Genomic DNA, 24,341 nt, shown 5'->3' with positions numbered 1-24,341 from the left:
TGACGCTCGATCGTGTCGTCGCAACATGGTCAGAAACTATATTAGCGCGAAACTTGCCAGTGTCGAGAGTCGGCGAAAGGGGCTCCTAGTCACGTTATTGCCATGAAGATGAACGGGTTCTGAACGGCCCTAGACTGCTATTGGAGGGTGAGCAGCAAGCCGGCGAGCAGGCGGCCGCCCGGGACAACGGAATCGAGCAGGATGTGCTCGGTCAATTGGTGCGCATCGGCTCCCAATGGTCCGAGGCAATCGAGGGTCGGGACACCCAACGCGCCGGTGATGTTGCCGTCCGAGCCGCCGAACATCATGTCGTGACCGAATGGAAGGTCGAGCGGGTCGGCGAGGGTGCGGGCTTGCTGCCAAAGCGCGTAGTCGGCGGCGGTCGGGGTCCAGAGCGGGCGGTTGGAGAAGCGGATGACTTCGCCACGCTCGCCCATCTCTTCTTCGACGATGCGCACGAGCTGGTGGTAGACGTCTTCTAGGAGGTCGAGGGTCTTGGCGGTGGAGACGAGGCCGATCGTGCCTTCGGTGGGGATGATGGCGACGTGCTGGCCGGCCTGGATATAGTTGACGGCGAGCGAGCGGCCGGGCTGGGCCAGGGCTTCGACGCGCGGCACGATGCGGGCGAGGCCAGAGAGGGCAGAAACGCCGATGCCGGGCTCGATCAGGGCGTGGCTGGATTTGCCATAGGTGCGGATGCGGAAGCGCGCGACGGGATAGCGGCCGACGGCGAGATTGCCGCTGGTGTCGCCGCCTTCAACAACGAGCACAAAGCGCTGGTCGCGGGCGATGTGCTCGATCAGCGGGCGGCTGAAAGGGCTGCCCGATTCTTCGTCCGACACGAGGAGCATGCGGACGGGCAGGTGGAAATTGGCGCCGCCTTCGCGCAGCAGGCGCAGCACTTCGAGGGCGAGATAGTTGCCGCTCTTCATGTCGTAAAGGCCGGGGCCATAGGCCTTGTTGCCGTCCTGGCGCCAGCTGAGCGGGCCGGCGAGGGTGCCGATAGGATGGACGGTATCGAGATGGCCGAGGAGGAGGATGCCCGGGCGCGGGTCCTCGGGATTGAAATCAGCATAAAGGCAATCGCCAAAGCCCTTGTCGCCGGGGAAGCGCTCGAGGGTCGCGCCCATGCTCTGCATGTGCGTGGCGGCCAGATCCATCATGCGATTGACGGCGGCGGCGTCCCAGGAGGGGCTTTCGCATTCGACCCATGGGCGCACGCCTGCAAGGATGGCTCCGGCGTCGAGGGGGAGGGTGGTGTAGTCCATGGGTAAAGAAGGGCCCGAGATGAGGGAGGGTTAGCGGGAAAGCACGAGTTCGAGCGCGTCGACCGTCGGACCGGTAGGGCGGAACTCGAGGCCGACGGCGCCATCGTAGCCGGCGCGCTCCAGCCAATCGAGCTTGCCCTGCCAATCCATCTCGCCGCTGCCGGGCTCGTTGCGGCCGGGGGCGTCGGCGAGGTGGATATGAGCGATGCGATCGAGCCGGCCGTCGAGCACACTGGCGATGTTCTCGCCCATCACGGCCGAATGGTAGATGTCATAGAGGAGGCGCACATGGCGGCTGCCGACGGCATCGACGATATCGAGCCCTTCGGCGGTGGAATGGAGGAAATAGCCGGCGTGATCCACCAAGGTGTTGAGCGGCTCGAGCGCCAGAATGATGTTGGCGCGCTCCAGCAGGGGAGCGGCGCGGCGCAGGACGGTGACGATGGCGTCGTGCTGTTCGGCCCGGGTGAGGCCATCGATCTCGTTGCCGGCCTGGGCAATGAGAAGCGGTGCGCCCAGGCGCTGGGCGGTGGCGATGCTGTCCTCGAGCCCGAGGAGAAACTCGGCATGGCGGGTGGGATCGGTCAGCGGGATCATGGGTTCGGCGACGATGCCCGAAAGGGCAACGCCATGCTTGCGCAGCGCCGCTTCCACCGCATCGAGATCCTTGTTGGTCCAGCGCCAGAATTCCACCAAATCAAAGCCGGCTGACCGGGCGAGGGCGATGCGGGCGGTGAAATCGGCGGTTTCGGGAACAAACAGCATTTCGAGGCAGGCGGAAAAGCGCATGGGGCTAAGGCTCCTTGGCGACGAATTGCGGGGGCTGGAAAGCGGTAATGGGCGGCAGTTCGCCCGCGAAGCGCTCTACCTGCACCAGCGCGCTTTGGGCGGCGCAGCCCTGGCTCAAGCTCGAGGCGCCGACATCCTGGGTGACGGCATTGGGGTTGCCATGCTTGTCGAGGGTGCCGATCTCGCCGGGCATCAGCGGATCATACCAGGCGCCGGTGGCGATCTGGACGACGCCCGGGCGAATGGCGTCGCTGACGACGAGACCGGCAAGGAACGCGCCGCGATCATTGAAGACGCGCACCACATCGCCATGGGCAAGGCCGCGCGCACTGGCATCGGCGAGGTTCATGGTGAGGGGTTCGCGGGCATTGATCTTGGATTCGCGGCTGACGACGCCATGATCGTACTGGCTATGTAGGCGCGTGCTGGGCTGGTTGGAGAGGAGATGGAGGGGATAGGTCTGGGCGCGCGAGGCGCCAAGCCATTCGCGCGGTTCGCGCCATTCCGGGGTGCCCGGAAAATCGGGCAGGTGGAAGCCCGCGATCTTGGTCGAGGTCATCTCGATCAGGCCCGAGGGCGTGTTGAGGGGGAAATCCTCGGGATCCCTGCGGAAGCTTTCGAGCATGATCGTATCCTGCTCGGGGGCGGGCAGATCAAAGAGCCCCTCTTCCCAGAACTGATCGAAGGGCGGCAGGGTAATGCCGAAGACCTCGGCGCGGGGGCGGCATTCCTCGTAGAGCACTTCGAGCCATTGCTCGGCGGTGCGGCCTTCGCGCAGTTGCTCGGCAAAGCCGAGGCGCTCGGCAATGCCGCTGAAGATATCGTAGTCGTCCCTGGCTTCGCCGACGGGATCGGCAACGCGCTTCATGGCGACCATGAAGCGGTCGAGCGCGGCGCTGCCGATATCGTTGCGCTCAAGCGTCGTCGTGGCGGGCAAGACGATATCGGAGAACTTGGCGTGCGGTGTCCAGAAGCTCTCATTGATGATGGTCACTTCGGGGCGGCGCCAGGCCTCGATCAGCTTGTTGAGGTCCTGGTGGTGGTGGAAGATGTTGCCACCGCACCAGTAAACCAGCTGGATATCGGGATAGGTAAAGCTGCCGCCATCATAGGTGAAGGACCCACCGGGATTGAGCAGCATGTCGGAGACGCGGGCCACCGGGATGAAGGTGGTGACCGGGTTGGTGCCCTGGGGCAGGCGGGGACCGGAGAAGGGGAAGCGGCCTGAGCCGACGCTTTGCATGCAGGCATAGCCAACGCCAAAGCCGCCGCCGGGCAGACCGATCTGGCCCAGCAGCACGGCAAGGTTGACCGCCATCCAATAGGGCAGCTCGCCGTTTTCAGCGCGCTGGAGCGACCAGGCAACATTGATCATGGTGCGCCCCTTGGCCATGCGGCGGGCGAGCGCGGTGATGGTGTCGGCCGGGATGTCGCAGAGCGGGGCGGCCCAGGCGGGGGTCTTGTGCTGGTTGTCGGCGGCGCCAAAGAGGTAATCGCGCAGCTGCTCGAAGCCGACGCTGTGGCTTTCGATGAAAGGCTGGTCGTGCAGGTCTTCGGCGATCAGCACATAGGCGAGCGCGAGCATCAGGGCAGTGTCGGAGCCAGGCCGGATCGGCAGCCATTCGCAGCCCTCGGCATCGGTCAGGTCGGAGCGGCTCGGGCTGACATTGACGAACCGGGTTTTGCCGGCCGCCATGCGGCGCAGCGCTTCGCGCACCACATGGTCGCTCGCGCCACCCGGATTGACCTGGGTGTTCTTGGCGGGCAAGCCACCGAAGGCGATGAAGAGGTCGGTATGCTCGGCCAGATTGTTCCAATCGGTATGGCCCTGGGACAGCTCGCCCCAAGGCGCGACCACATGGGGCAGGATCACGCGGGCGGCCGCGAGGGAATAGCTGTCGACGCTGTCGACATAGCCGCCGGTGAGGCGGAAAAAGCGGTTGAACTGGCTTTGGGCGTGGTGGAAGCGGCCGGCGCTCGACCAGCCATAGGAGCCGCCATAAAAACTCTCATTGCCGTATTGCTCGCGCACGCGGGCGATGTGGTGGGCCGTGATGTCGAAGGCTTCGTCCCATGGCACTTCCACAAAGGCTTCGCGCCCGCGGCCTTCGCGCGAAGCGGCGCCGGATTTGAGGAAGCCGGCGCGGATGGCGGGGCGGCGAATGCGGGCGGGCGCATCGCGGCCGGAGGTGAGGGAGCGGCTAAGGGGGGAGGGGTCGCGGTCCCAGGGAGCCGGGGTCAGTTCCACCGTGCCGCCGGTGTTCTTTGCCTCGTACACGCCCCAATGGGTCGAGGTATAGGCCATGCCGTGCTCTCCACGCTGCTGCGGATCAGCGTTCCGCAGCCTCAGGTTTATTTCTTTTGATAATCAAACCTATTTTTGGGAGATGTCAAACCGTTCTTTGAGGTTTCCCGGGATGGATTTTCCACAGGGTAGGCGAGGGTTCATGCTCGAGCGCGCCGGATTGAACCGCGCGACGGACGCGATATTTACTGGTTTTTACCAGGATCAGCGGGCGTTTCGGCCGGTTTCCACCCGATACCGACTCTGGTGCTCTCGCGGTGGCTAGTTTTGTAGCAGCAGAAAAATTGCACTAAAAGCAAGCAGGCCCGATTGACAGCCACGCTTAGCCGGTCAATCAATAATCCTACACTCCAACAAATTATGGGGTGCGCAGTTTTTGGATGTCACGACCGGCCAGCAAAAGGTTTAACCCATGTCCAGCAGATCCAAGTTTCTTGCCGTATCCCTCCTCGCGCTGTCGGTCGCGGCCGGCAGCGCGCCCGCTTCGGCCCAGCAGGTGCCCGAGTTCTGGCACTATATGGGCGTTGGCGGCGAGTATGATGGCGTCAAAGCCATGATCGCCGAGATCAACAAGCAGAACCCGGACGCCCCGGTGACCGAGCGGGTGATCCCGGGCCATACTCAGGGCTTGCGCCAGCAGGTGCAGGTGTCGCTGATGGGTGGCACCCCGCCGATGGCCTATCAGTTCAACTCGGGCTTTGACCTGACCCAGGTGGCCAATTCGGGCCGCATTCTCGACATCGAGGATGTGTGGCAGGATATCCGGGGCGATGAAATCTTCCCCGAAGGGCTGCGCCGCATCATCACCTTTGGTGGCGTGCATACGGCGCTGCCGATTTCGCTGAGCATCGTCAATGACGTGTTCTACAACAAGGCGCTGTTTGAAAAGCTCAACCTGACCCCGCCCACGACCTGGGAAGAGTGGAACACGGTGTGCGAAACGCTCGAGGCCAACAATGTGGCGTGCCTCGGCAATTCGGCGGGCTGGCCCTGGAGCTTTTACAACTTTTATGCCCCGCTGCTGAGCGTTGTGGGTGAAGAGGGCTATTGGCAGTTTGCCCGCGGGGAGCTGTCCTGGACCGGTCCCGAAATGCGCGAAGCCTTCGAGATCTTCCGCGAGAACTATGCCGAGCATTATGCGCCCAACTGGACGGCGGCGGCCTGGGCTGACAGCTCGGACCAGCTGATGCGCGGCGAGATCGGCATGTATCAGGCCGGCAACTGGATCTCTGGCTATATGAAGGGCCGCGGCTGGACGCCGGGCGAGGATTACGACTTCTTTGTCGCGCCGGGCACCGAGGACCAGTCGATCTTCCAGACCGATACGGTGGTGGTGCTCAAGGGCGACCTGCAGGAGCAGGGCAAGCAGTTCGTGCGCTCGGTGGTGTCGGTGGAAGCGCAAACCGCGTTCAACCAGCCCAAGGGTTCGCTCGCGCCCAATGTGGAAGTGTCCACCGACATCTATGACGTGATCGGCAAGCGCGAAGCGGAGCGGTTCGCCACCATGGCACTGCCCAGCCTCATGATCCTGTTGCCGGTGGATTACCGCATGGCGATCGGCACCGAGATCGAGAAATACGCGGCCAATCCGACGCCGGAAGGGCTCGAGACTTCGCTCGCCATGCTCGAGCAAATGCGCCTCTCGATGGCCGACCAGAAGCTGTTCTACGCCTGGTGATGACACAAGGCCCCCGTTGCGACGGGGGCCGATCGTCCGGCGCGCGCGGGCGCCGGGTTGGGAATGCAGGAAGGGGCCAGTCATGGGCGGACTTGATTTCAGAGCCAGGCGCAACCTGGTTTATGCGCTGTTTTTGCTGGGCCCGATCGCGCTGTTTATCGCCGCCTTCATTTACCCGGTGATCGATACGATCTGGCTGTCGCTGCATTCCTGGGACGGAATGTCGGTGGAGCGGCAATGGGTTGGACTGGCGAACTTCCAGCAGATCCTCAACCAGCCGCGTACCATGCATGCGCTGTTCAACAATTTCCAGTGGCTGATCTATTTCCTGGTGCTGCCCACGATCGTGGGGCTGGGGCTCGCGCTCTTGCTCGATAGCGACGTCAAAGGCGCCTATATTTTCCGGACCATCTTCTTTTTGCCCTTCACCATCACGACCGTGGCAGTGGCGTCGGCCTGGCGGTGGCTGTATCGGCCGACGACGGGGCTATTCTCGACCGTGCTCAATAGTCTGGGGCTGTCGGAATGGAACCAGAACTGGCTCGGCGACCCGCAGATCGTGACCTATTCGATCATGGCGGCTTCGCTTTGGGCCTGGAGCGGGTTCACCTTCCTCATCTACTTTGCCGGGCTGCGGAACCTGCCCACCGAATATATCGAGGCGGCGCGGATCGATGGGGCGTCGCCCTGGACCATCCTGACCAAGATCAAGCTGCCGCTGCTCTTGCCCTCGACCGTAGTGGTGCTGGGGATTGCTGGCGTCGACTCCATGCGTGTCTTCGATATCGTCTGGTCGATGACCCAGGGCGGGCCGTTTGAATCGAGCTATGTGCTGGCCGTCGATATGTACGAAACGTCGTTCTCGCGCTTCCAGATGGGGCAGGGCGCGGCGATCGCGGTGCTGCTGCTGGTGCTCGCGGCCATCGTGGTGATGCCCTATGTTTATTACATGTCCACCCAGGTCGAGGAGGTGCGCGAATGAGCGCCTTTGCCGTCCGTCGCCCTGCGCTTTCCACCGGGCTGCGCTATTTCATCCTCGTCGTGCTGGCGATCCTCTATCTGACGCCGCTCTTGATGGCGTTCAATGCCAGCCTCAAGAGCCCGGCCGAAATCCCCTATTCGCTGCAATTGCCCAGCGAAATCTATTGGCAGAACTATGCCGAGGGCTGGGAGCGGATCGGGCGCTCGGTGTGGAACAGTTTCCTCATCACCATTCCCTCGGTCGTGCTGTCGGTGTTTGTGGGCTCGCTGGCGGCGTATCCGCTATCGCAGGTCAATATTCCGGGCGGGCGGGTGGTGTATCTGCTGATCCTGGCGGGCATGCTCGTGCCTTACCAGGCGGTGCAGATCCCGCTGTTCATGATCATGCGTTCGCTCGGGCTCTACAACACCATTCCGGGGATGTGGCTGGTCCATACCGCCTATGGTCTGCCCTTCGTGACGTTTTTCATGCGCAACTATTTTGCGACGGTGCCCCGCTCGATGTTCGAGGCGGCGCAGCTCGATGGCTGCGGGCCGGCGGGGTATTTCTTCAAGATCCTGCTGCCCGCATCGGTGTCGGGGCTGGCGGCGATCGCCATCGTGCAGAGCCGCTCGGCCTGGAACGATCTGTTCTTCGGGCTGACGCTCACCAGCGGGCAGAACAGCCCGGCGCCGGTCAGCCTTTATGCGATGATCGGCGGGCTCGACGTGGATGACGGCCCGATGATGGCGGCGACGATCATTTCGATCGTTCCGATGATGATTGCGTTCCTGCTGTTCCAGAAGGCATTCACGCGGGGCCTGCTGGGTGGCTCGTCGAAATGATGACCCATTCCCTGGCTGCCTCGCCACGCCCGCCCGAGAGGGACTAGCTCATGCATCCATCTGTTGTTCGCCAGATCCATGCCTCGCGCATCTTCCATGCGATCCGGCTCAATCCCAATGCCTCGCAGCGCGAGATCGCCGACAAGGCCGAGACGGACAAGTCGACGGTGTCGGCGATCCTCAAGGATTTCGAGGCCATCGGTCTGATCGAGCGCGCCACCAAGGTCGCGGGCAAGGGGCGCGGGCGGCCTGGGGAGCGCATTTCGATCTCGGCCAATGGGGGCCTGCTGGTCGGGGTGCATCCCGTGCCCGGTGAGATCAGCTATGTGGTAACGGGGCTCGATGGGGCGCCGCTGGGACAGGTGACGCGCACGCTGCCGCATCGCTCCGAACTCGCCGCCGAATTGCGCGCCGGAATTGGCGAGCTGGTGGCCAGCATCGGTCGCAGCATGAACGAAGTGCGCGCCGTGGGGGTGTCGGTGCCGGGCCTGGTGGGGCGCGACGGGCACCTCGCCCATTCGCCCAACCTGGGATGGCGCGACCTCGAATTGCGCAGCCTGCTCGACAATGCCGTCGAGGCATCGCTGTACATCGACAACAACTGCAATGCCGATGCGATGGCCGAATATCTGTTCGGCAGCGCAGCCGAGGACGAGACCTTTATCTATCTCGACAGCTCCTCGGGCGTGGGCGCGGGCCTGTTTCTCGATGGCGCGCTGTTTCGGGGCCATGGCGGCTATGCCGGCGAGTTCGGCCACACCAAGATCGTGCCCAATGGGCGGCTGTGCCGCTGCGGCAATACCGGGTGCCTGTCGGCCTATGTGTCGGATTTCGCGCTGGCGCAGCGGCTGCAGCAGGACGGGGTGCAGGTGTCCTCGACCGCCGAGCTGCTCAACCTCGCCGAAGCGGGCAACGAGCTGGCGCTGCATGTGCTAGCTGAAATGGGCAGTTATCTCGGGATCGGGGTGTCCAACCTCATCAATATCTTCGATCCGCCGCGGGTGATCCTCGGGGGGAGTCTGGCGCGGCTGGCGCCCTTTATCCGCAACTCGATGATCCACGCCGTCGAGGAGCTGGCGCTGCCCGCAGCGCTGCAGGATTGCCGGATCGAATTCTCGAGCCTCAGCACCAACAATGTGCCGCTGGGCGGGGTCGCCCTGGCGCTGGAAGGCTGCACCAATTTTTCGGGCGCCAAGGCGCCGCTCTGGCATGCGCCCAGCGCTGCCGACCCATCTGCCGCAGAATCTGCGGCGAGCTGAAAGGACCTTTATTGATGAGCATTGCCCTTCGTTCGATTGCCGCGCCGGCCATTGAGGTTCCCCTGCAGCAGCCCGCCATTCCGGGCGCGACCTATGCGGCGCGGTGCAACGAGGCCTATCGGCGTGCCGGCCATGATTGGCTCGTGATCTATGCCGACCGCGAGCACAACGCCAATATCATCTTCATGTCGGGCTTTGATCCGCGCTTTGAGGAGGCCCTGCTGCTGCTGGGCCCCGGCGAGCAGCGCATCTTCGTCGTGGGCAATGAGGATGAAAGCTATACCGCCATTTCCCCGCTGCCGGGCAAGCAGGTGATGCTGGCCCAGTCGATGAGCCTGTTGGCCCAGGACCGCTCGCGCCGTCCGAGCGTCGAGGCGGTGCTGCGTGAATGCGGCATCAAGAGCGGCGACAGCGTGGGGGTTGTCGGGTGGAAGTATTTCGAGGGGACGGAATGGGACGGCGAGGAGCCGGGCCTGTTCGTGCCCGCTTACCTGCCGATCCTCCTGAAGCGGATCACCGGCCAAAGCCCGGCGGAAGCCACTCCGGTGCTGATGCATGAAACCGAAGGCCTGCGCTCGGTGGTGGATGCCGACCAGATCGCCGCCTATGAATGGGGCGCGGCGCGCGCCTCGGCAGCGGTGTGGCGCATGGTGACGGGTATCCAGGCCGGGGACAGCGAATTGCTGGCGGCGAGCCGCATGGGCTATGCCGGCGAGCCGATGAACTGCCACCCCATGCTGACCACCAGCGATGCTACGGGGCCGGTGATCGGGCTCTCGAGCCCAACCGGGCGCATCATCGGCAAGGGCAATGGCATTTCGGCGGCGGTGAGCTTTTGGGGTGGGCTTGCCTCGCGCGCCGGGCTCGTGACCGACCATGACGAGGCGTTCCTCGCCACCGCCAAGAGCTATTTCGAGGGGCTGATCACCTGGTATGAAACGGCCGATCTCGGGGTCACGGGTGGCGAAATCCATGATGCGGTGACCGGCGCGCTGGCGCGCGGCGGCCTTGGTTCAGCGCTCAATCCCGGGCACCTGACGGGCCATGACGAATGGCTGAACTCGCCGGTGCGGCCGGGTTCGCAAAGCCGTATCGCTTCGGGCATGCCCTTCCAGATCGACGTGATCCCGGTGCCGATGCCCAATGGCTGGGCGCTCAACTGCGAAGACGCGGTGACCTTTGCCGATGCGGCGCTGCGCGAAGAGCTGCGCACGCGCCATCCGCAGGTCTATGCCCGCATCGAGCAGCGCCGCGCCTTTATGCGCGACGAGCTCGGGGTCGCCATTCACGATGCCATCCTGCCGATGTCCTCGACCCCGCTCTGCCTGCCGCCCTTCTGGCTGGCGTCCAACATGCTGCTGGCTCGCGCCTAAGCTCTCACACGAAGGAGCCGACATGGCCCATCTTTCGATCCGCAACCTGACCAAGTCCTACCAGACCTTCCAGGCCGTCCGGGGCATCGATCTCGAAATCGCCGATAGCGAGTTCGTGGCGCTGGTGGGCCCTTCGGGTTGCGGCAAATCCACGACACTGCGCATGATCGCGGGCCTCGAAACTATTTCGGGTGGCGAGATCCGCATCGACGACAAGACCATCAACGATGTCGAGCCGGGGCGGCGCGACATCGCCATGGTGTTCCAGAATTATGCGCTTTATCCGCATATGACGGTTTACGACAACATCGCCTTTGGCTTGCGACAACGACGCATGCCCAAGGCCGAAGTGGCGGCGCGGGTCGCCGAGGCTGCCCGCGTGCTCGAGATCGAGCCCCTGCTCAAACGCAAGCCGCGCATGCTCTCGGGCGGGCAGCGCCAGCGCGTGGCCATGGGGCGCGCCATTGTGCGCAACCCCAAAGTGTTTCTGTTCGACGAGCCGCTGAGCAATCTCGATGCCAAGCTGCGCGTGCAGATGCGCACCGAAATCAAGCGGCTGCACCAGCAGATCCCGACCACCACGGTTTATGTGACCCATGACCAGATCGAGGCCATGACCATGGCCGACCGGGTGGTGGTGATGAATAATGGCACCATCGAGCAGGCGGGGCCGCCCCAGGAACTCTATAACCGACCGGTGAGCCGGTTCGTGGCGGGCTTTATCGGCTCGCCGGCAATGAACTTCCTCAATGGCCGGCTGGTGGGCGAGGGCGACGGGCTGTTCGTGCAGCTGCCGGGCGAGCAGCGGCTCGCCGTGCCGGCGTCGCGCCGGGATGCCTATGCGCCATTTGCCGGGCGCGACGTGGTGCTGGGGCTGCGGCCCGAAGCTTTCAGCAATGTGCATGACCGCCCCAATACGGCGGCGCTCAGCGGGACCGTGGATCTGGTGGAGCCGCTGGGGGCCGAGACACTGCTCTATATGCGGGTGGGCACGGACAATGTCTGTGCGCGGGTGGCGCCGTCGTATCAGGCCGCGCCCAAGCAGACGATTGCCCTAACCGTCGATATGGACAGCATGCACCTGATCGATCCTGCGACCGACAAGGTTATCTACTGATGGCGGGGACAACCGCACTCAAGGTGATCGACGCGGCGACGGTCGAGCGGTTGCTGGATTATCCATCGCTGGTGGCAAAACTGCGCGAGGCGTTTTTGGCGCCACCCACGGCGCCGAGCCGGCAGGCCGTGCCGATCGAGGCGGCGCCGGGGCAAACTGCGGGCACGCTGCTGGTGATGCCGGCCGTGCGGCCGGGAAAGCTGATCGGGGTCAAGCTCGTGACTGTGTTGCCTGAACTGGGGAACCGGCCGGGTGGGGCACTGCGGGCGATCTATATGGTGCTCGATGCCGCCAGCGGCGAGCCGCTGGGCACGATCGACGGGCACGCGCTGACCACGCGGCGCACGGCCGCCGCTTCGGTGCTGGCGGCTTCGGTGCTGGCCAATCCCGAGCCCGAAACTCTCCTTGTGGTGGGCACCGGGAGCGTCGCCGAAGCACTGGCAGAAGCCTATTGGGCGGTGTTGCGGCCCAAGCGGGTGCTGATCTGGGGGCGCAATGTGGAAAAGGCCGAGGCGCTGGCCGCGAGCCTCCATGCGCGCGGGATTGCCGCGAGCGCGGCCGGGGAACTGGCCGAGGCCGTAGGGCAGGCGCAGATTGTTTCAGCGGCGACGCTGGCGCGCGAGCCCATTATTCTGGGCGAGCAGGTGCGGCCGGGCACGCATATCGACCTCGTCGGCGGGTTCCGCCGCGACATGCGCGAAAGCGATGATGCCCTGGTGCGCAGGGCGCGGGTGGTGGTCGACGTGCCGCACACAAAAACCGAAACCGGCGACATCGCCCAGCCCATAGCGGCTGGTGTGCTGGATGCAGCTGACGTAACGGAGCTGGCCGAATTGCTGGGCGAAGCGCCGCGCTGGCGGCGGGCGCCGGAGGATATCACCCTGTTCAAATCGGCGGGGCATGCCCTCGAAGATCTGGCGGGGGCGGAATTGGTGATGGAGCGCCTGGGCGCCGAGGAGATCGCATGATCAAGCGAATGGAAATGGGCAAGCGCATGAGCCAGGCCGTGGTGCATGGCGGGGTCGTGTACCTGGCCGGGCAGGTGGCCGAGGATACGAGCCTCGATATCTTGGGGCAAACCCAGCAGGCGTTGGCGGCAGTGGAGCGGTTGCTGGCGGAGGCCGGGAGCAGCAAGGCGCAGCTGCTGACGATGGCGGTGTATCTCGCCGATATCAGGGACTTTGCCGGGATGAACAGCGTTTACGACAGCTGGATCGATCCGGACAACAAGCCGACGCGCGCCTGCGTGCAGGCGCTGTTGGCGGACCCCGGCTACAAGGTCGAGTTCGTGGCGACGGCGGCGGTCGCGCAAGGGTAAAAAAGCCCGCTGGTGATGCCAGCGGTTTTTTTTTGTTGGGGCGGTTAGCCGGCTTGGCTAGCCGGCCTGGGCCATCAGGGTGGCGTTGCCGCCCGCCGCTGTGGTGTCGATGCAGACATGACGCTCCACCACGAGGCGCAGGGCGTCATCCTTGCTGGTGACCAGCGGCAGGATGGGGCCGCTGCGCTGGCTCAGGGCCTGGCGGATGGCGCCGAGCTGGCCGTCCGCGCCGAAATAGGCCACCGCATCAAAGGTCTGGGCGTGCTGGAGCACGTCGAGGTCGAGTTCGGCCAGAACAGCGGTGTTGCCGAGCGTGGCGGCCAGATTGGCCTGGGCCTGCTGATCGGCCGGGGTGGGGCCAAGGCAGAGCACGGTGCCGCGCGGGCTCACATGCATGACGTTGGACTCCCCGGTGGGGCCGGGCAGGGGAAGGGGCATGGTCTTGCCTTCGGCGGCACCGATGGTGAAGCGGGGCAGGTAGTGCGGGCCGCCCGCCTTGGGGCCGGTGCCCGAAAGGCCCTCGCCGCCAAAGGGCTGCGAGCCGACCACGGCGCCGATCTGGTTGCGGTTGACATAGATATTGCCGGCCTGGACGGCGCTGGACACGAGACGCACCCGCGAGGAGATGCGGGTGTGCAGGCCAAAGGTCAGCCCGTAGCCCGAGCGGTTGATGGCGGCGATGACGGCGTCGAGCTCAGTGGCCCTGAAGGTCGCGACATGGAGCACGGGGCCAAAGATCTCTTCGGCCAGAGCCTCGATGCCGGGCACGCGCAGCACGGCGGGAGCGACAAAGGTGCCGCCGGCTGGGGTGGGCAGGCGATGGATGAGGTTGCCCGCGCGCGCAAAGCTCTCGATATGCGCCTCGATCTTGCTGCGGGCGGCCTCATCGATGACGGGGCCGATATCGGTGCTGAGGTGCCAGGGATCGCCCAGGGTCAGCTCGTCCATGGCGCCCTTGAGCATTTCGAGGGTCCGCTCGGCCGCTTCTTCCTGCACGTAAAGCACGCGCAGGGCCGAGCAGCGCTGGCCGGCGGACTGGAAGGCGGAGGCGATGATGTCGCGCACGGCCTGTTCGGGCAGGGCGGTGGAGTCAACGATCATGGCGTTGAGGCCACCGGTCTCGGCGATGAGGGGCGCGGTGGGGGCCAGATTGGCGGCCATGGCCTGGTCGATCCGGCGCGCGGTGGCGATGGAGCCGGTGAAAACGACGCCGGCAATGGCGGGGTGGGAGGTGAGCGCGGTGCCCACTTCACCGGCGCCGGTGAGGAGCTGGATGGCGTCGCGGGGGATGCCGGCTTCGTGCATCAGCTGGATCGCGCGGAAGGCGATCAGCGGGGTTTGGGGCGCGGGCTTGGCCAGCACCGGATTGCCCGCCACCAGCGCGGCCGCGATCTGGCCGGTGAAGATGGCGAGGGGGAAGTTCCAGGGCGAGATGGCGGTGAAGGGGCCGCGGGGGGCGCCCAGGGTCTGCCGTTCGGCGCCGCGGGCATAGTAGCGCAGGAAGTCGACCGCTTCGCGCACCTCCGCCACGGCGTCGGCCCAGGTCTTGCCCGCTTCACGGGTGAGGAGGGCGAAGAACTCGGCGCGGTTGGCTTCGTAGAGATCGGCGACGGCGCGCAAGAGCTCGGCGCCGCGGGCGACGGGCTCCTTGGACCAGCCGGAGTGGGTGGCCGCGGCGATGGCGCCTTCGATCTCGTGCGGGAGGGCGTCGACCACGGTGCCCAGAATGTCGGCTGGTTTGGCGGGGTTGGTGAGGGTTTGCGCTTGCGCGCCCGGGGCGGGTTCGCTGCTGAGCGCGGTCAGGGCGTGGGCGTGCCATTGGGTGGTGGCAAAGGCGTTGCGCGCTCCCTCGGCGGCGGGGAAGGCGACGGGGTCGGTGAGATCGAGCCCGGCCGAGTTGCGGCGGGGGGCAAAGATATTGGCCGGGGCGGGGATGGCCGGATTGGGGATGGCGTCGCCCAAAGCGAGAAGCTTGGCGATGGGGTCCTCGGCGACCACAGCGGCCGGGATGTTCTCGTCGGCGATCTGGTAGACAAAGGAGCCGTTGGCGCCGTTTTCGAGGAGGCGCCGGACGAGATAGGCCAGCAGGTCCTTGTGCGCGCCGACGGGGGCATAGATGCGGGTGCGGGTGCCGTGGGCGGTGCGCAGCACTTCGTGAAGGCGCTCGCCCATGCCATGAAGGCGCTGGAACTCGAAGCTATCCTTGGGCTTGCCGGCTTGGGCGGCGAGATGGAGGACGGCGGCGGCCGTGTGGGCGTTGTGGGTGGCAAATTGCGGGTAGATCGCCTCGGCCGCAAGGAGCTTGCGGGCGGCGGCGATGTAGCTGACATCGGTTGCGGCCTTGCGAGTGAAGACGGGATAGCCATCGAGCCCTAGCACCTGCGCGCGCTTGATTTCGGCGTCCCAATAGGCGCCCTTGACGAGGCGCACCATGATGCGGCGATCGAGCGAACGGGCGGTGGCATCGAGCCAATCGATCAGGGGCAGGACGCGCTTGCCATAGGCCTGCACCACGATGCCAAAGCCGTCCCAGCCGGCCAGTTCGGGCGTGGCGAGCACTTCGGCGATGATGTCGAGCGACAGATCAAGCCGGTCGGCTTCCTCGGCATCGATGTTGAAGCCCATATTGGCGGCGCGGGCGGCGAGCGCCAATTGCCGAGTCGTGGCAACCAGTTCGCTCATCACCCTCTCGCGCTGCGCGAACTCGTAGCGGGGGTGAAGGGCCGAAAGCTTGACCGAAATGCCGGGATTGTCGCGCACGGACGGGGCGGTGCAGCGGGGAGCGAGAGTGGCGATGGCGCGGCTATACGCTTCCGCATACCGCTCGGCATCGGCGGAGGTGCGGGCGGCTTCGCCCAGCATGTCATAGGAATAGCGGTAGCCCAGAGCCTCGGGCTTGCGGGCATTGGTGATGGCTTCGTCGATGGTGCGGCCAAAGACGAACTGGGAGCCGAGGAGCCGCATGGCCTGGCCGACGGCAGTACGGATCACCGGTTCGCCCAGGCGCGCTACAGCACGATGGAGCGCATTCTTGGGGCCGACTTCGGGGTCGCCCAGCACATCGGCGGTGAGGCTGAGGGCCCAGGAGGAGAAGTTGACGAGCTGGTTGGAGGAGCCGCCGAAATGGCTGGCCCAGTCGGAGCCGCCTACCTTGTCGTGGATGAGGGCATCAACGGTTTCGGCGTCGGGGACGCGCAGCAGCGCTTCGGCCAGCGACATCAGGGCCACGCCCTCGTCCGTGGCGAGACCATATTCGGCGAGGAAGGATTCCATGAGGCCGAGGCGATTGCCGGTCCGCACGGTCGTCACCAGCTTTTCGGCCTGGGCCGAGATCGCGCTGCGCTCGGCGGGAGACAGGCCAGTATCGGCAATCAGCTGCCCAACGAGAGCAGTCTCGTCGGCCAGATTGCGGGCGTGAAGAGTTTGGCGGGCAGCAGCGATTTCAGACAATTGGGGGGCTCCAGGGCAACCCTTCCCGGTCGAGTATCTCGGCCGGAAGGCAGGTAGAAGATAATGCTGCGCCTAAAGGCATTTCGCCCGATATGGTGGCTCGATCCGGCCTAATGCAATATAGTTGGGGCAGCTTCTAGGAGAAACGCCTGTGAACCTTGCCGATCACGACGCATTGGACCCGATCGACCGTCGCATCCTGCACGAGTTGGCGCAGAACGGCCGGATCAGCGTGGCCGAGTTGAGCCGGCGGGTGAATTTGAGCAAGACGCCGTGCCAGGCGCGGATCAAGCGGCTGGAGGATGCCAAGTACATCCTGGGCTATCGGGCCGTGATCAATCCGGACCGGATGGGCTTGCCCCATGTCGCCTTTGTCGAGGTCAAGCTCAGCGACACGCGCAAGGCGGCGCTCAACGCGTTCAACAAGGCAGTGCGCGCCATTCCCGAAGTGGAGCAGGCGCATATGATCGCTTCGAGCTTTGATTACCTGCTCAAGGTGCGCACCAAGGATATCGCCGATTATCGCGAAGTGTTGGGCGAGCGCATCAGCAGCCTGCCCCATGTCGCCCATACCAGCACGCATGTGTCGATGGAGGCGGTCAAGGATCAGGCGGAATAGGGCACGGAGGGGCGGAGCGCCTGGTGACCGAGACCGGACCGGCCTCGGGCAGGTTGGAATAAATGCAGCGGTGATGACCATCGGCAATGGGAGGCTTGCCGGTGGTCAGGATCGGGTGCTTCAGGACTTCCAGTACCGCGCCAGTGTGGTTGGCGTATGCATGTTGCCATAGAGATAGGCCCAGAACTCGGCGTGGCGTTCCTTGGGAACAGTCTTCCAAAGGTCGTGCACCGCCATGTCGCCGCACCAATAGGAATAAACAAAGGGTGCCCGCAGCCCATGGCGCAGGAAGCGCAATTTGGACTTGATGGCGTGAAGCTCCTCAAAGCTCTGTTCGGCCATGATCGGCGCGATCAGATCGGCCGACATGTTGTCGTTGTGCAGCATCCAGGCGGCATTGCAGCGCAGGGCGGCGCGCATGCGCTGGAGGGCGACGGCCAGTTCGTCCTCGGGGGTTTCCACCCAATCGATGAAGAAGAGGCCGTTGTCGGCAATACCCTCAAACAGCGCGCTGCTGGCCGAGCTGGTAACGACCTGCGCTCCATCGAGCGGCATGGTGCCTTCGGCCACATATTGCTGGCGCAGGGCGAGGTGCACGAGGTGTCCGGGAAAGGCTTCGTGGCAGGCCAGGTGCTTGAGCGCGTAGGTCGTGTAGGGATGGTCGAGGTTGAGATACTGCTTGCGCGCGGGAAAATCGCAGTAAGCCGAGAAGGGCACATCGCGCAGCTCCTGGGGCTCGATCCATTCATGGCGGAAATCATACATGCGGGCGCTGACCCGCTCGCGCACCACCTTGGTCAGCTCGCGCATGGTGTCGATGACCTGGTCGGCCGGGACGCGAACCGAGGCTTCCCAGCGACGCACATCGGCTGAAATGTCGCCGGTCCACTGACCAATCTCGATCAGCTTGTCGCGGATAGTGTCCCGATAGGCCTCGATGATCGCGGGTGGCACCTTGGTGGTTTCGACCCGGATCTGGCGGCGCACCCGATCCGCAAAGGAAATGGGCGCTCCCTCAAATGTGGTCACCAGGGCGAGGAGCGAGTCGACCATTTCCAGCAGGTAGTCGCGGCGCAGATCGCTTTCTGCCTCGGCGGGAATGCGCGCCTGCAGCGCTTCGAGCGCGGCGCGCGCTTCGGCGTAATCGCGCAAGGGGCGGGGCGCCACATCGGCGACTGCAACCGGGATCAGCCCCTCGCGATCCAGAAAGCCAGCAGCGGTGTTGTGGCTGCGGTAAAGAGCATCAAGGCCGGCGGTCAGTTCGGCCAGTTCGCGTCCAAGTTTCATTGGGTCAGTCCTCGGCAAATAGGATGGCGCTACTGATGCCCGGCCACGGGCTTGGGCCGGTAGGGCGCTTCGATTTCGGCAATATCCTGGTCGGTCAGCTTGAGGCTGAGCGCGGCTACCGCATCGTCGAACTGGGTGAGGCGCGACACGCCGATGATCGGAGCGGTGATGCCGGGGCGGCTCGCGACCCAGGCATAGGCAACCTGCGCCATGGGGCAGTTGTGCCGTTCGGCGACGGCCTTGACGGCGGCCGCGACCTGATCGTCCTGCGCCTTGGTCGCCTCATAGAGCGCGGTGGCGGTGCGGTCGGTCTGGGCGCGGGTGCTGCCCTTGCCGTCTTCGCCGCGCTTGCCGGCCAGAACGCCGCGGGCCAGCGGGCTCCAGGGAATGACGCCGACCCCTTCGGAGCGGCAGAGGGGCAGCATTTCGCGCTCTTCCTCGCGATAGATCAGATTGTAGTGCGGCTGCATGGAGATGAACTGCGCCCAGCCGTGCTGGCGCTGCAGGCCCAGGGCCTTCATGAACTGCCAGGCATGCATGGAGGAGGCGCCGAGATAGCGCACCTTGCCGACGCGGACGAGATCGTTGAGGGCGTCGAGCGTTTCCTCGAGCGGCGTTTCGTAGTCGAAGCGGTGCAGCTGGTAGAGATCGATGTAATCGGTGCCGAGGCGGCGCAGGCTGCCATCCACCGATTCGAAGATGTGCTTGCGCGACAGGCCCCGGTCATTGGGGTCCTGGCTCATGGGATTGTAGAGCTTGCTCGCGAGCACCAGCTTGTGGCGGGGGTGATCGGCAAGGGCGCGGCCCAGCACTTCCTCGCTGGCGCCCAGGGAATACATGTCGGCGGTATCGAAGAAATTGATCCCGAGCTCGAGTGCACGGGCGATGATGGGGCGGGAATTCTCCTCGTCGAGGACCCAAGGGGCCCAGCTGGGGGAGCCAAAGGTCATGCAGCCCAAGGCCAGACGAGAGATCTTGAGGCCGGATCGGCCGAGATTGACATATTCCATTAGTACACCCTTTTCGCGCCCGCGGGTTCGGAGTCCAACACGCAGCCGACTGGCGGCGCGCGTTGAAGCTTAGAGAACACCGAAAATCAGCCGGTGCAAGCGCAAAGCTTTGCTCAGTGACTAGGCATTAAGTTGCTGTGGATAAAAAACGTGCGGCCCCATTGTGTTTCGGGAGAGAGTTGATACGGTCTGGGTGTATCGCTTGGATAGTACACATGTTCCGTATCGACGCATCCAGCATAGACAAGTCGCTGCCGGTCCCGGTCGGCACACAGTTGCATGGGCTTTTGACCTATGCGCTGGCCTTTGGCGGGATCCCCTATGGCAGCAAGCTGCAGTCGGTGCGCCAGTTGGCTGCGGAACTGGGCATTGCCCCGATGACGGTGAGCCAGGTGTATCAGCGGCTCCGCGATGCAGGGCTTGTCGAGATGCGCCAGGGGCTCGGGGCGTTTTCTGCTCGTGATCCGAAAAAGACCAGTGCGGGCGGTGACCTGCCGGTAAGCGCGTTGCGCGCCGATATCGAAATCCTGATCAGCAAGGCCGAAAAGCTCGGCGTTTCCCCCATGGCACTGGTGTCGATGATCAATGCGCAATCGCAGCTGCGTAAGCCCAAGACAGGGTTGCGGCTGGTGTTTGTGGCGATCTTTGAAGAGCCGGGGCGGGACTATGTGGCCCAGATCAAGCCGGTGCTGGGCGCCACTGACCAGGTGCAGATCCTGACGCTGGATACGCTCAAAGTGTCCGAGGACGCGCGCCGCGTTGCGCTCGATGCCGATCTGGTGCTGACCTTCGTTAATCGCGAAGCCGAAGTGCGTGCGCTGGTTCCGGCGGCGCGCCTGCTGGGGTTGCGGTTCATTCCATCGGAAAAAACGCGGCAGGCGCTGGCCGGGCTCGATCCACGCATGCGGGTGGCTGCGGTTACCTATTTCCCCGAATATATCGCGATAATGCGGCCCAGCGTGCGCGAGTTTGCGCCCCACATTGCCGACATCAAGGTGACCTGGTCGGCCGCGGCGGACATTTCCGAGACAATCGCGCAGTGCGATGCGGTGATTTATGCCTCGGGGGCCGATCACGTGATCGATTTGGTGGGACCGGGCAAGCCGTGTTTCGAATTTCGGCATGCGCCCGACCAGGGGGCGTTGGAAAGCGTGCTCGTGCCGTGCCTGGCCGAGCTGCGCCAGAACAAGATTGCCGGAAACGAGCCCCATGGGGCGCGGGAGCGGCAGCCCGTTGCGCGCGCCAAATAGATCGTACCGCCAACAGATTAGACACGACTGAGGGAGAAAAGAATGAAGCAGTTTTTATTGACGACCAGCGCCATTGTGGCACTGAGCTTTATGCCGCTGGGTGTGGCGGTCGCGCAGGACGCCGACACGCTGGTGGTGGGCGTGGATGTGGATGCCGGCACGCTTGATGCGCGCCTGACCCGCGATACCACGGCATTCCGTGCCGCCGACCTGATCTATTCGGGCCTCGTGACCATCACGCCCAGCCTCCAAGCCGAGCCCGACCTGGCGGAAAGCTGGGAAACGCCTGATCCGCAGACCTTTATTTTCCACCTGCGCGAGGGCCTCAAGTTCTCGGACGGCACGCCGCTAACGGCCGACGATGTGGTGTTCACCTACCAGTCCCTGATCAATCCCGACTTCAACTCGCCGATGCGCGCCCTTTATACGCCGATCGCGAGTGTCGAGAAGGTCGATGACCGCACGGTCAAGTTCGTGCTGAGCGCGCCTTATGCACCGTTGCTGTCCTATCTCGATGTCGGCATTGTGCCGCAGGAGCTGGTGGAAGCCGGGCGCGACATTGCGGCCGAGCCCATTGGCGCGGGCCCGATGAAGCTCGTCAGCTGGAACCGCGGCGCCGAGATCGTGCTCGAAGCCAATCCAGAATACTGGGCAGGCGCTCCGGCAGTCGAGAATGTCACGATGCGGCTGATCGCGGACAATTCCTCGCGGGCGCAGGCGTTCGAAGCGGGGGATCTGGACGTGATCCAGTCGCCGCTCTCGCCGCAGGATATTACCCGCCTTGCCGCCGATGACCGGTTCGGCAATGTGGTTATCCCGGGCCTGGCCGTGACCTATGTCAACTTCAACGCCAATGACCCGCTGCTCGCCGATCCCAAGATGCGCCGCGCGTTTTCGATGCTGATCGACCAGCAGACCATCGTCAATGACATCTACCAGGGCGCCGATGCCGTCGCCAATTCGGTGATCCTGCCCTCGTCCTGGGCGTATTCGGCTGAAGTGCAGCAGCCGCAGTTTGATCCCGAAGGCGCCAAGGCGCTGTTTGCTGAACTGGGCTGGACCGACAGCAATTCGGACGGGTTCCTCGACAAGGACGGCCAGCCGCTGACGGTGACGCTCTCGACCCACAGCGAAGACCCCAATCGCGTGCAGACCATTGAATATATGCAGGCGATCTTTGCCCAGGCGGGCGTGGATGCGCAGGCGCAGATCAGCGATTGGCCGACCTTTTCGACCAATTATGTGCAAAAGAGCCAGCACCAGATCGCGCTGCTGGGCTGGGTCAACATCGTTGATCCCGACCGGCTGTTGTTTGCGCAGCTGACCACGGGTGGCGGCAATAATTGGGGCGGCTACAGCAATCCCAAGGTGGATGAACTGCTCCAGGCCGGGCGCTCGTCGCTGGACCAGGCGGCCCGCACTCAGGCTTACCAGGAAGCGGCCACGATCCTTGCCGAAGAGGTGCCGTACTACATCGTTTCCTACCAGGGCTATCAGCTGTTCTATGCCAAGGACCTGCCCGGCACGGTTGAAGCGACGCCGCGTGGCAATCTGCGCGGCCTGATCGGCATGCCAAGCTAAGTCGGATTTGTTCCCGCGGCCGGCGCTCCCGTGCCGGCCGCATTCTGCCACCGAGGGAAATGTCATGGGTTTTTCGCAGCGCCTGAGCGCCCAGTATTATGCCGATCTGCACCGCGATATGCGTGCCCGCATGGCCGCGGACGGGATCGACCTGCTGCTGCTCGATGCCAATGACGACATTATCTATACCACCGGCTTTTCCCATTATACGACCGAGCGGCCGGTGGTGTTCGCGCTGACACAAGACAGCGCCTATCTGCTGGTGCCAGAGCTGGAGCGTCATCATGCGCTCGACCAGCAGGCGGCGGCGGAGCTCGTTGTTTATTTCGAATTTCCGGGCCGTGACCGTCCCTTCGACGTGCTGGGCCGCGCCATTGGCAATATCGGTGGCGTCGTTGGCCATTCCGGCGGCATTTCGCTGGCGCGGGTGCCCCAGATCGCTGCTGCCTTCCCCAATGCGCGCGTGCTCGCTTCCAACATCGTCAGCCAGATGCGCGTTCTCAAACGCCCTGAAGAAGTGGCGTTGATGCGTGAGGCGGGGCGTATCTCCGATTCCATGGTGGCGGCCGGGGTGGACCTGATCGCTGAGGCCCTGCGCGGCAATGGCGAGATGCCCACCGAGATCGAGCTCGAAGCCCATGTTATCCGCCATGCGCTCGACACCATGTATCGCGAGCATGACAATGTGATGCTGGTGCAGGGCATTGCCGGCGGGCTCGTTTATTCGGGCGCCCGCTCGGCCTTTCCCCACGGCATGCCATCGGGGCACCGGCCGCAGCGCGGGGAAAGCATCATCCTGTCGCTGGGCTGCCGGGTCGGGGGACGCGCGGCCGAAAGCGAGCGCACCTTCATCCTAGGCGAGCCGAGCCCCGAGCAGGAGCGCTATTACACCATCGCGCAAAAAGCCCAGCAGATTGGCCGCGAGGGCCTTGTCGCGGGCGCTACCTGCGCCTCGGCCGACGATGCGGCGCTGGGTTACATCAAAGGCGAGGGCGTCGGCGAATACTGCCTGCATCGGGTTGGGCACGGCATGGGCGTGATGTTCCACGAGCCGCCTTGGGTGGAGGGCGGGGACGACACGATCATGCAGCCCGGCATGGTGTTTTCCTCCGAGCCGGCGCTTTACGTGCAGGGTCTGGGGGGCTTTCGCATCTCCGACACGGTGCTCGTCACCCAAACCGGGCCCGATAGCTTGACGCATTATCCGCGCGAGCTCGCGCAAATCGTTATCGGCTGAGGGCAGGGCAGGTGCTGGCTTATATCACCCGGCGATTGCTGTTGTTGATCCCAACCGCAATCGGCATCGTCATTCTGACTTTTGGCCTGCTCTTGCTGGTGCCGGGCGATCCCGCCTCGGTGCTGCTGGGGCAGAACGCGACGCCCGAAACAGTGGCGAGCCTGCGCACGGCCATGGGGTTGGATGATCCCTGGTTTATCCGGCTGTGGGATTACTTCGTGGCGCTGCTGCATGGCGACATGGGGCAGTCGATCTTCCAGACCCAGCCTGTCAGCACCATCATTGCGGGCCGTCTCGGCGCAACGCTGGAATTGGCGGTGGTGGCGCTGGTATTGTCCATCATCATCGGGATGACGCTGGGCGTGGTTGCGGCCATGCGGCAGGGCTCGATCATCGATACCGCGGCGATGCTGTTTGCACAGTTGGGCGTTTCCATGCCGATCTACTGGCTGGGGCTGCTCTTGATGCTGGCCTTTGCGGTAGTGCTGGGCTGGTTGCCGGCGGTGGGCCGGGGCGAGCCCTTGCCGATGGCGCTGGTTGCGGCGTTGAGCGGGCGTCCGGGCGTGCTGCTGGACTCGTTGTCTCACATCCTGCTGCCCGCATTGGCGCTTGCCGCCAATACGTCGGCGATCATCTCCCGGCTGGTGCGGACCTCCATGCTTGAAGTGCTGCGCGAGGATTTCGTGCGCACCGCCTACGCCAAGGGTTTGCGCCGGGGCCGCGTGGTCGTGCGCCATGCGCTGCGCAATGCGCTGCTGCCGGTGATCTCGGTGATCGGGCTGCGCTTTGGCGCCTTGCTGGGCGGAGCGGTGCTGGTGGAATCCATCTTTGCCTGGCCGGGCCTCGGGCAGCTGACGATCGGGGCAATCGCGCAACGCGACCTGCCGCTGATCCAGGGCATCGTGCTGACCTTTGCCATCATCTATGCGCTGGTGAACCTCGTGGTTGACCTGCTTTACGCCGCGGTTGATCCGCGGATCCGGTTGGGGTGATC

At 64.5% G+C, this 24,341-nt stretch carries 19 protein-coding genes; 13 read left to right on the top strand and 6 right to left on the bottom strand.

Annotation, left to right across the window (positions count from 1 at the left end):
- Positions 1-137 precede the first annotated feature (137 nt).
- The 3 genes from HRQ64_RS15135 to HRQ64_RS15125 are packed head-to-tail and all read right to left on the bottom strand — an operon-like array spanning position 138 to position 4,362.
- Positions 138-1,268: a M20/M25/M40 family metallo-hydrolase gene (locus HRQ64_RS15135; RefSeq protein ID WP_172124025.1), complete on the bottom strand. Its 1,131-nt coding sequence runs from the start codon at positions 1,266-1,268 to the stop codon at positions 138-140.
- 30 nt (positions 1,269-1,298) lie between these two features.
- Entirely contained in the window at positions 1,299-2,057 is a 759-nt protein-coding gene (locus tag HRQ64_RS15130; protein ID WP_172124023.1) for a TIM barrel protein, read from the bottom strand.
- A 4-nt stretch (positions 2,058-2,061) separates the two neighbouring features.
- Positions 2,062-4,362 carry a molybdopterin-dependent oxidoreductase gene (locus HRQ64_RS15125; protein ID WP_172124021.1) on the bottom strand — a complete coding sequence of 767 codons (2,301 nt, stop codon included), beginning with the start codon at positions 4,360-4,362 and terminating at the stop codon, positions 2,062-2,064.
- Positions 4,363-4,774: 412 nt separating this feature from the next.
- Here HRQ64_RS15125 and HRQ64_RS15120 point away from each other — a divergent pair, with 412 nt between their 5' ends.
- The 8 genes from HRQ64_RS15120 to HRQ64_RS15085 all read left to right on the top strand — a co-directional run bounded on the left by HRQ64_RS15120 (position 4,775) and on the right by HRQ64_RS15085 (position 12,913).
- Positions 4,775-6,040, top strand: a complete 1,266-nt coding sequence (locus HRQ64_RS15120; protein WP_172124019.1) for an ABC transporter substrate-binding protein — start codon at positions 4,775-4,777, stop codon at positions 6,038-6,040.
- 82 nt (positions 6,041-6,122) lie between these two features.
- Entirely contained in the window at positions 6,123-7,022 is a 900-nt protein-coding gene (locus HRQ64_RS15115) for a sugar ABC transporter permease (RefSeq protein ID WP_172124017.1), read from the top strand.
- Positions 7,019-7,846, top strand: coding sequence for a carbohydrate ABC transporter permease (locus HRQ64_RS15110; RefSeq protein ID WP_127753860.1), 828 nt, complete (start codon positions 7,019-7,021; stop codon positions 7,844-7,846). Before HRQ64_RS15115 ends, HRQ64_RS15110 begins: the two co-directional genes overlap by 4 nt.
- 50 nt (positions 7,847-7,896) lie before the next feature.
- On the top strand, positions 7,897-9,105 hold the full coding sequence (locus HRQ64_RS15105; protein WP_127753859.1) for an ROK family transcriptional regulator: 1,209 nt from the start codon (positions 7,897-7,899) through the stop codon (positions 9,103-9,105).
- Positions 9,106-9,119: 14 nt separating this feature from the next.
- Positions 9,120-10,478, top strand: coding sequence for a M24 family metallopeptidase (locus HRQ64_RS15100; RefSeq protein WP_172124015.1), 1,359 nt, complete (start codon positions 9,120-9,122; stop codon positions 10,476-10,478).
- Between the two features lie 22 nt (positions 10,479-10,500).
- The gene (gene ugpC / locus HRQ64_RS15095) at positions 10,501-11,595 is read left to right on the top strand and encodes a sn-glycerol-3-phosphate ABC transporter ATP-binding protein UgpC (RefSeq protein ID WP_172124013.1); all 1,095 of its coding nucleotides are present in this window, start codon (positions 10,501-10,503) and stop codon (positions 11,593-11,595) included.
- The gene (locus tag HRQ64_RS15090; protein WP_172124011.1) at positions 11,595-12,563 is read left to right on the top strand and encodes an ornithine cyclodeaminase family protein; all 969 of its coding nucleotides are present in this window, start codon (positions 11,595-11,597) and stop codon (positions 12,561-12,563) included. The genes ugpC and HRQ64_RS15090 overlap by 1 nt, the downstream gene beginning before the upstream one ends.
- A complete protein-coding gene (locus tag HRQ64_RS15085) occupies positions 12,560-12,913 on the top strand; it encodes a RidA family protein (protein ID WP_172124009.1) in 354 nt (117 codons plus the stop codon). The genes HRQ64_RS15090 and HRQ64_RS15085 overlap by 4 nt, the downstream gene beginning before the upstream one ends.
- A 57-nt stretch (positions 12,914-12,970) precedes the next feature.
- Here the strand turns inward: HRQ64_RS15085 and putA are convergent, their stop codons facing one another.
- Positions 12,971-16,363 carry a bifunctional proline dehydrogenase/L-glutamate gamma-semialdehyde dehydrogenase PutA gene (putA, locus tag HRQ64_RS15080; protein ID WP_172124007.1) on the bottom strand — a complete coding sequence of 1,131 codons (3,393 nt, stop codon included), beginning with the start codon at positions 16,361-16,363 and terminating at the stop codon, positions 12,971-12,973.
- Positions 16,364-16,514: 151 nt separating this feature from the next.
- Here putA and HRQ64_RS15075 point away from each other — a divergent pair, with 151 nt between their 5' ends.
- On the top strand, positions 16,515-16,982 hold the full coding sequence (locus tag HRQ64_RS15075) for an Lrp/AsnC ligand binding domain-containing protein (RefSeq protein ID WP_248305107.1): 468 nt from the start codon (positions 16,515-16,517) through the stop codon (positions 16,980-16,982).
- A gap of 120 nt (positions 16,983-17,102) precedes the next feature.
- Here the strand turns inward: HRQ64_RS15075 and HRQ64_RS15070 are convergent, their stop codons facing one another.
- Positions 17,103-18,269, bottom strand: a complete 1,167-nt coding sequence (locus HRQ64_RS15070; protein ID WP_172124006.1) for a hypothetical protein — start codon at positions 18,267-18,269, stop codon at positions 17,103-17,105.
- 29 nt (positions 18,270-18,298) lie between these two features.
- Positions 18,299-19,279, bottom strand: coding sequence for an aldo/keto reductase (locus HRQ64_RS15065; RefSeq protein ID WP_172124004.1), 981 nt, complete (start codon positions 19,277-19,279; stop codon positions 18,299-18,301).
- Between the two features lie 215 nt (positions 19,280-19,494).
- Here HRQ64_RS15065 and HRQ64_RS15060 point away from each other — a divergent pair, with 215 nt between their 5' ends.
- From HRQ64_RS15060 to HRQ64_RS15045, 4 genes are all read left to right on the top strand, one after another.
- Complete coding sequence (locus HRQ64_RS15060) at positions 19,495-20,529, top strand: GntR family transcriptional regulator (protein WP_172124002.1); 1,035 nt, start codon at positions 19,495-19,497, stop codon at positions 20,527-20,529.
- Positions 20,530-20,571: 42 nt separating this feature from the next.
- Positions 20,572-22,110 carry an ABC transporter substrate-binding protein gene (locus tag HRQ64_RS15055; protein ID WP_172124000.1) on the top strand — a complete coding sequence of 513 codons (1,539 nt, stop codon included), beginning with the start codon at positions 20,572-20,574 and terminating at the stop codon, positions 22,108-22,110.
- A 64-nt stretch (positions 22,111-22,174) separates the two neighbouring features.
- Positions 22,175-23,347, top strand: a complete 1,173-nt coding sequence (locus tag HRQ64_RS15050; RefSeq protein WP_172123998.1) for a Xaa-Pro peptidase family protein — start codon at positions 22,175-22,177, stop codon at positions 23,345-23,347.
- Positions 23,348-23,358: 11 nt separating this feature from the next.
- Complete coding sequence (locus HRQ64_RS15045) at positions 23,359-24,339, top strand: ABC transporter permease (RefSeq protein ID WP_127753848.1); 981 nt, start codon at positions 23,359-23,361, stop codon at positions 24,337-24,339.
- The last annotated feature ends 2 nt before the right edge of the window (positions 24,340-24,341 follow it).

The sequence above is a fragment of the Devosia sp. 919 genome, from assembly GCF_013185965.1.
Taxonomy (GTDB): Bacteria; Pseudomonadota; Alphaproteobacteria; order Rhizobiales; family Devosiaceae; genus Devosia.
The sequence above is the reverse complement of the archived record's forward strand: the minus strand, read 5'-3'. Positions and strand labels throughout refer to the sequence as shown.

Coding starts and splice junctions, on each gene's coding strand:
- HRQ64_RS15135 (WP_172124025.1), bottom strand. CDS start 1,268: ATGGACTACACCACCCTCCCCCTCGACGCCGGAGCCATCCTTGCAGGC.
- HRQ64_RS15130 (WP_172124023.1), bottom strand. CDS start 2,057: ATGCGCTTTTCCGCCTGCCTCGAAATGCTGTTTGTTCCCGAAACCGCC.
- HRQ64_RS15125 (WP_172124021.1), bottom strand. CDS start 4,362: ATGGCCTATACCTCGACCCATTGGGGCGTGTACGAGGCAAAGAACACC.
- HRQ64_RS15120 (WP_172124019.1), top strand. CDS start 4,775: ATGTCCAGCAGATCCAAGTTTCTTGCCGTATCCCTCCTCGCGCTGTCG.
- HRQ64_RS15115 (WP_172124017.1), top strand. CDS start 6,123: ATGGGCGGACTTGATTTCAGAGCCAGGCGCAACCTGGTTTATGCGCTG.
- HRQ64_RS15110 (WP_127753860.1), top strand. CDS start 7,019: ATGAGCGCCTTTGCCGTCCGTCGCCCTGCGCTTTCCACCGGGCTGCGC.
- HRQ64_RS15105 (WP_127753859.1), top strand. CDS start 7,897: ATGCATCCATCTGTTGTTCGCCAGATCCATGCCTCGCGCATCTTCCAT.
- HRQ64_RS15100 (WP_172124015.1), top strand. CDS start 9,120: ATGAGCATTGCCCTTCGTTCGATTGCCGCGCCGGCCATTGAGGTTCCC.
- ugpC (WP_172124013.1), top strand. CDS start 10,501: ATGGCCCATCTTTCGATCCGCAACCTGACCAAGTCCTACCAGACCTTC.
- HRQ64_RS15090 (WP_172124011.1), top strand. CDS start 11,595: ATGGCGGGGACAACCGCACTCAAGGTGATCGACGCGGCGACGGTCGAG.
- HRQ64_RS15085 (WP_172124009.1), top strand. CDS start 12,560: ATGATCAAGCGAATGGAAATGGGCAAGCGCATGAGCCAGGCCGTGGTG.
- HRQ64_RS15070 (WP_172124006.1), bottom strand. CDS start 18,269: ATGAAACTTGGACGCGAACTGGCCGAACTGACCGCCGGCCTTGATGCT.
- HRQ64_RS15065 (WP_172124004.1), bottom strand. CDS start 19,279: ATGGAATATGTCAATCTCGGCCGATCCGGCCTCAAGATCTCTCGTCTG.
- HRQ64_RS15060 (WP_172124002.1), top strand. CDS start 19,495: ATGTTCCGTATCGACGCATCCAGCATAGACAAGTCGCTGCCGGTCCCG.
- HRQ64_RS15055 (WP_172124000.1), top strand. CDS start 20,572: ATGAAGCAGTTTTTATTGACGACCAGCGCCATTGTGGCACTGAGCTTT.
- HRQ64_RS15050 (WP_172123998.1), top strand. CDS start 22,175: ATGGGTTTTTCGCAGCGCCTGAGCGCCCAGTATTATGCCGATCTGCAC.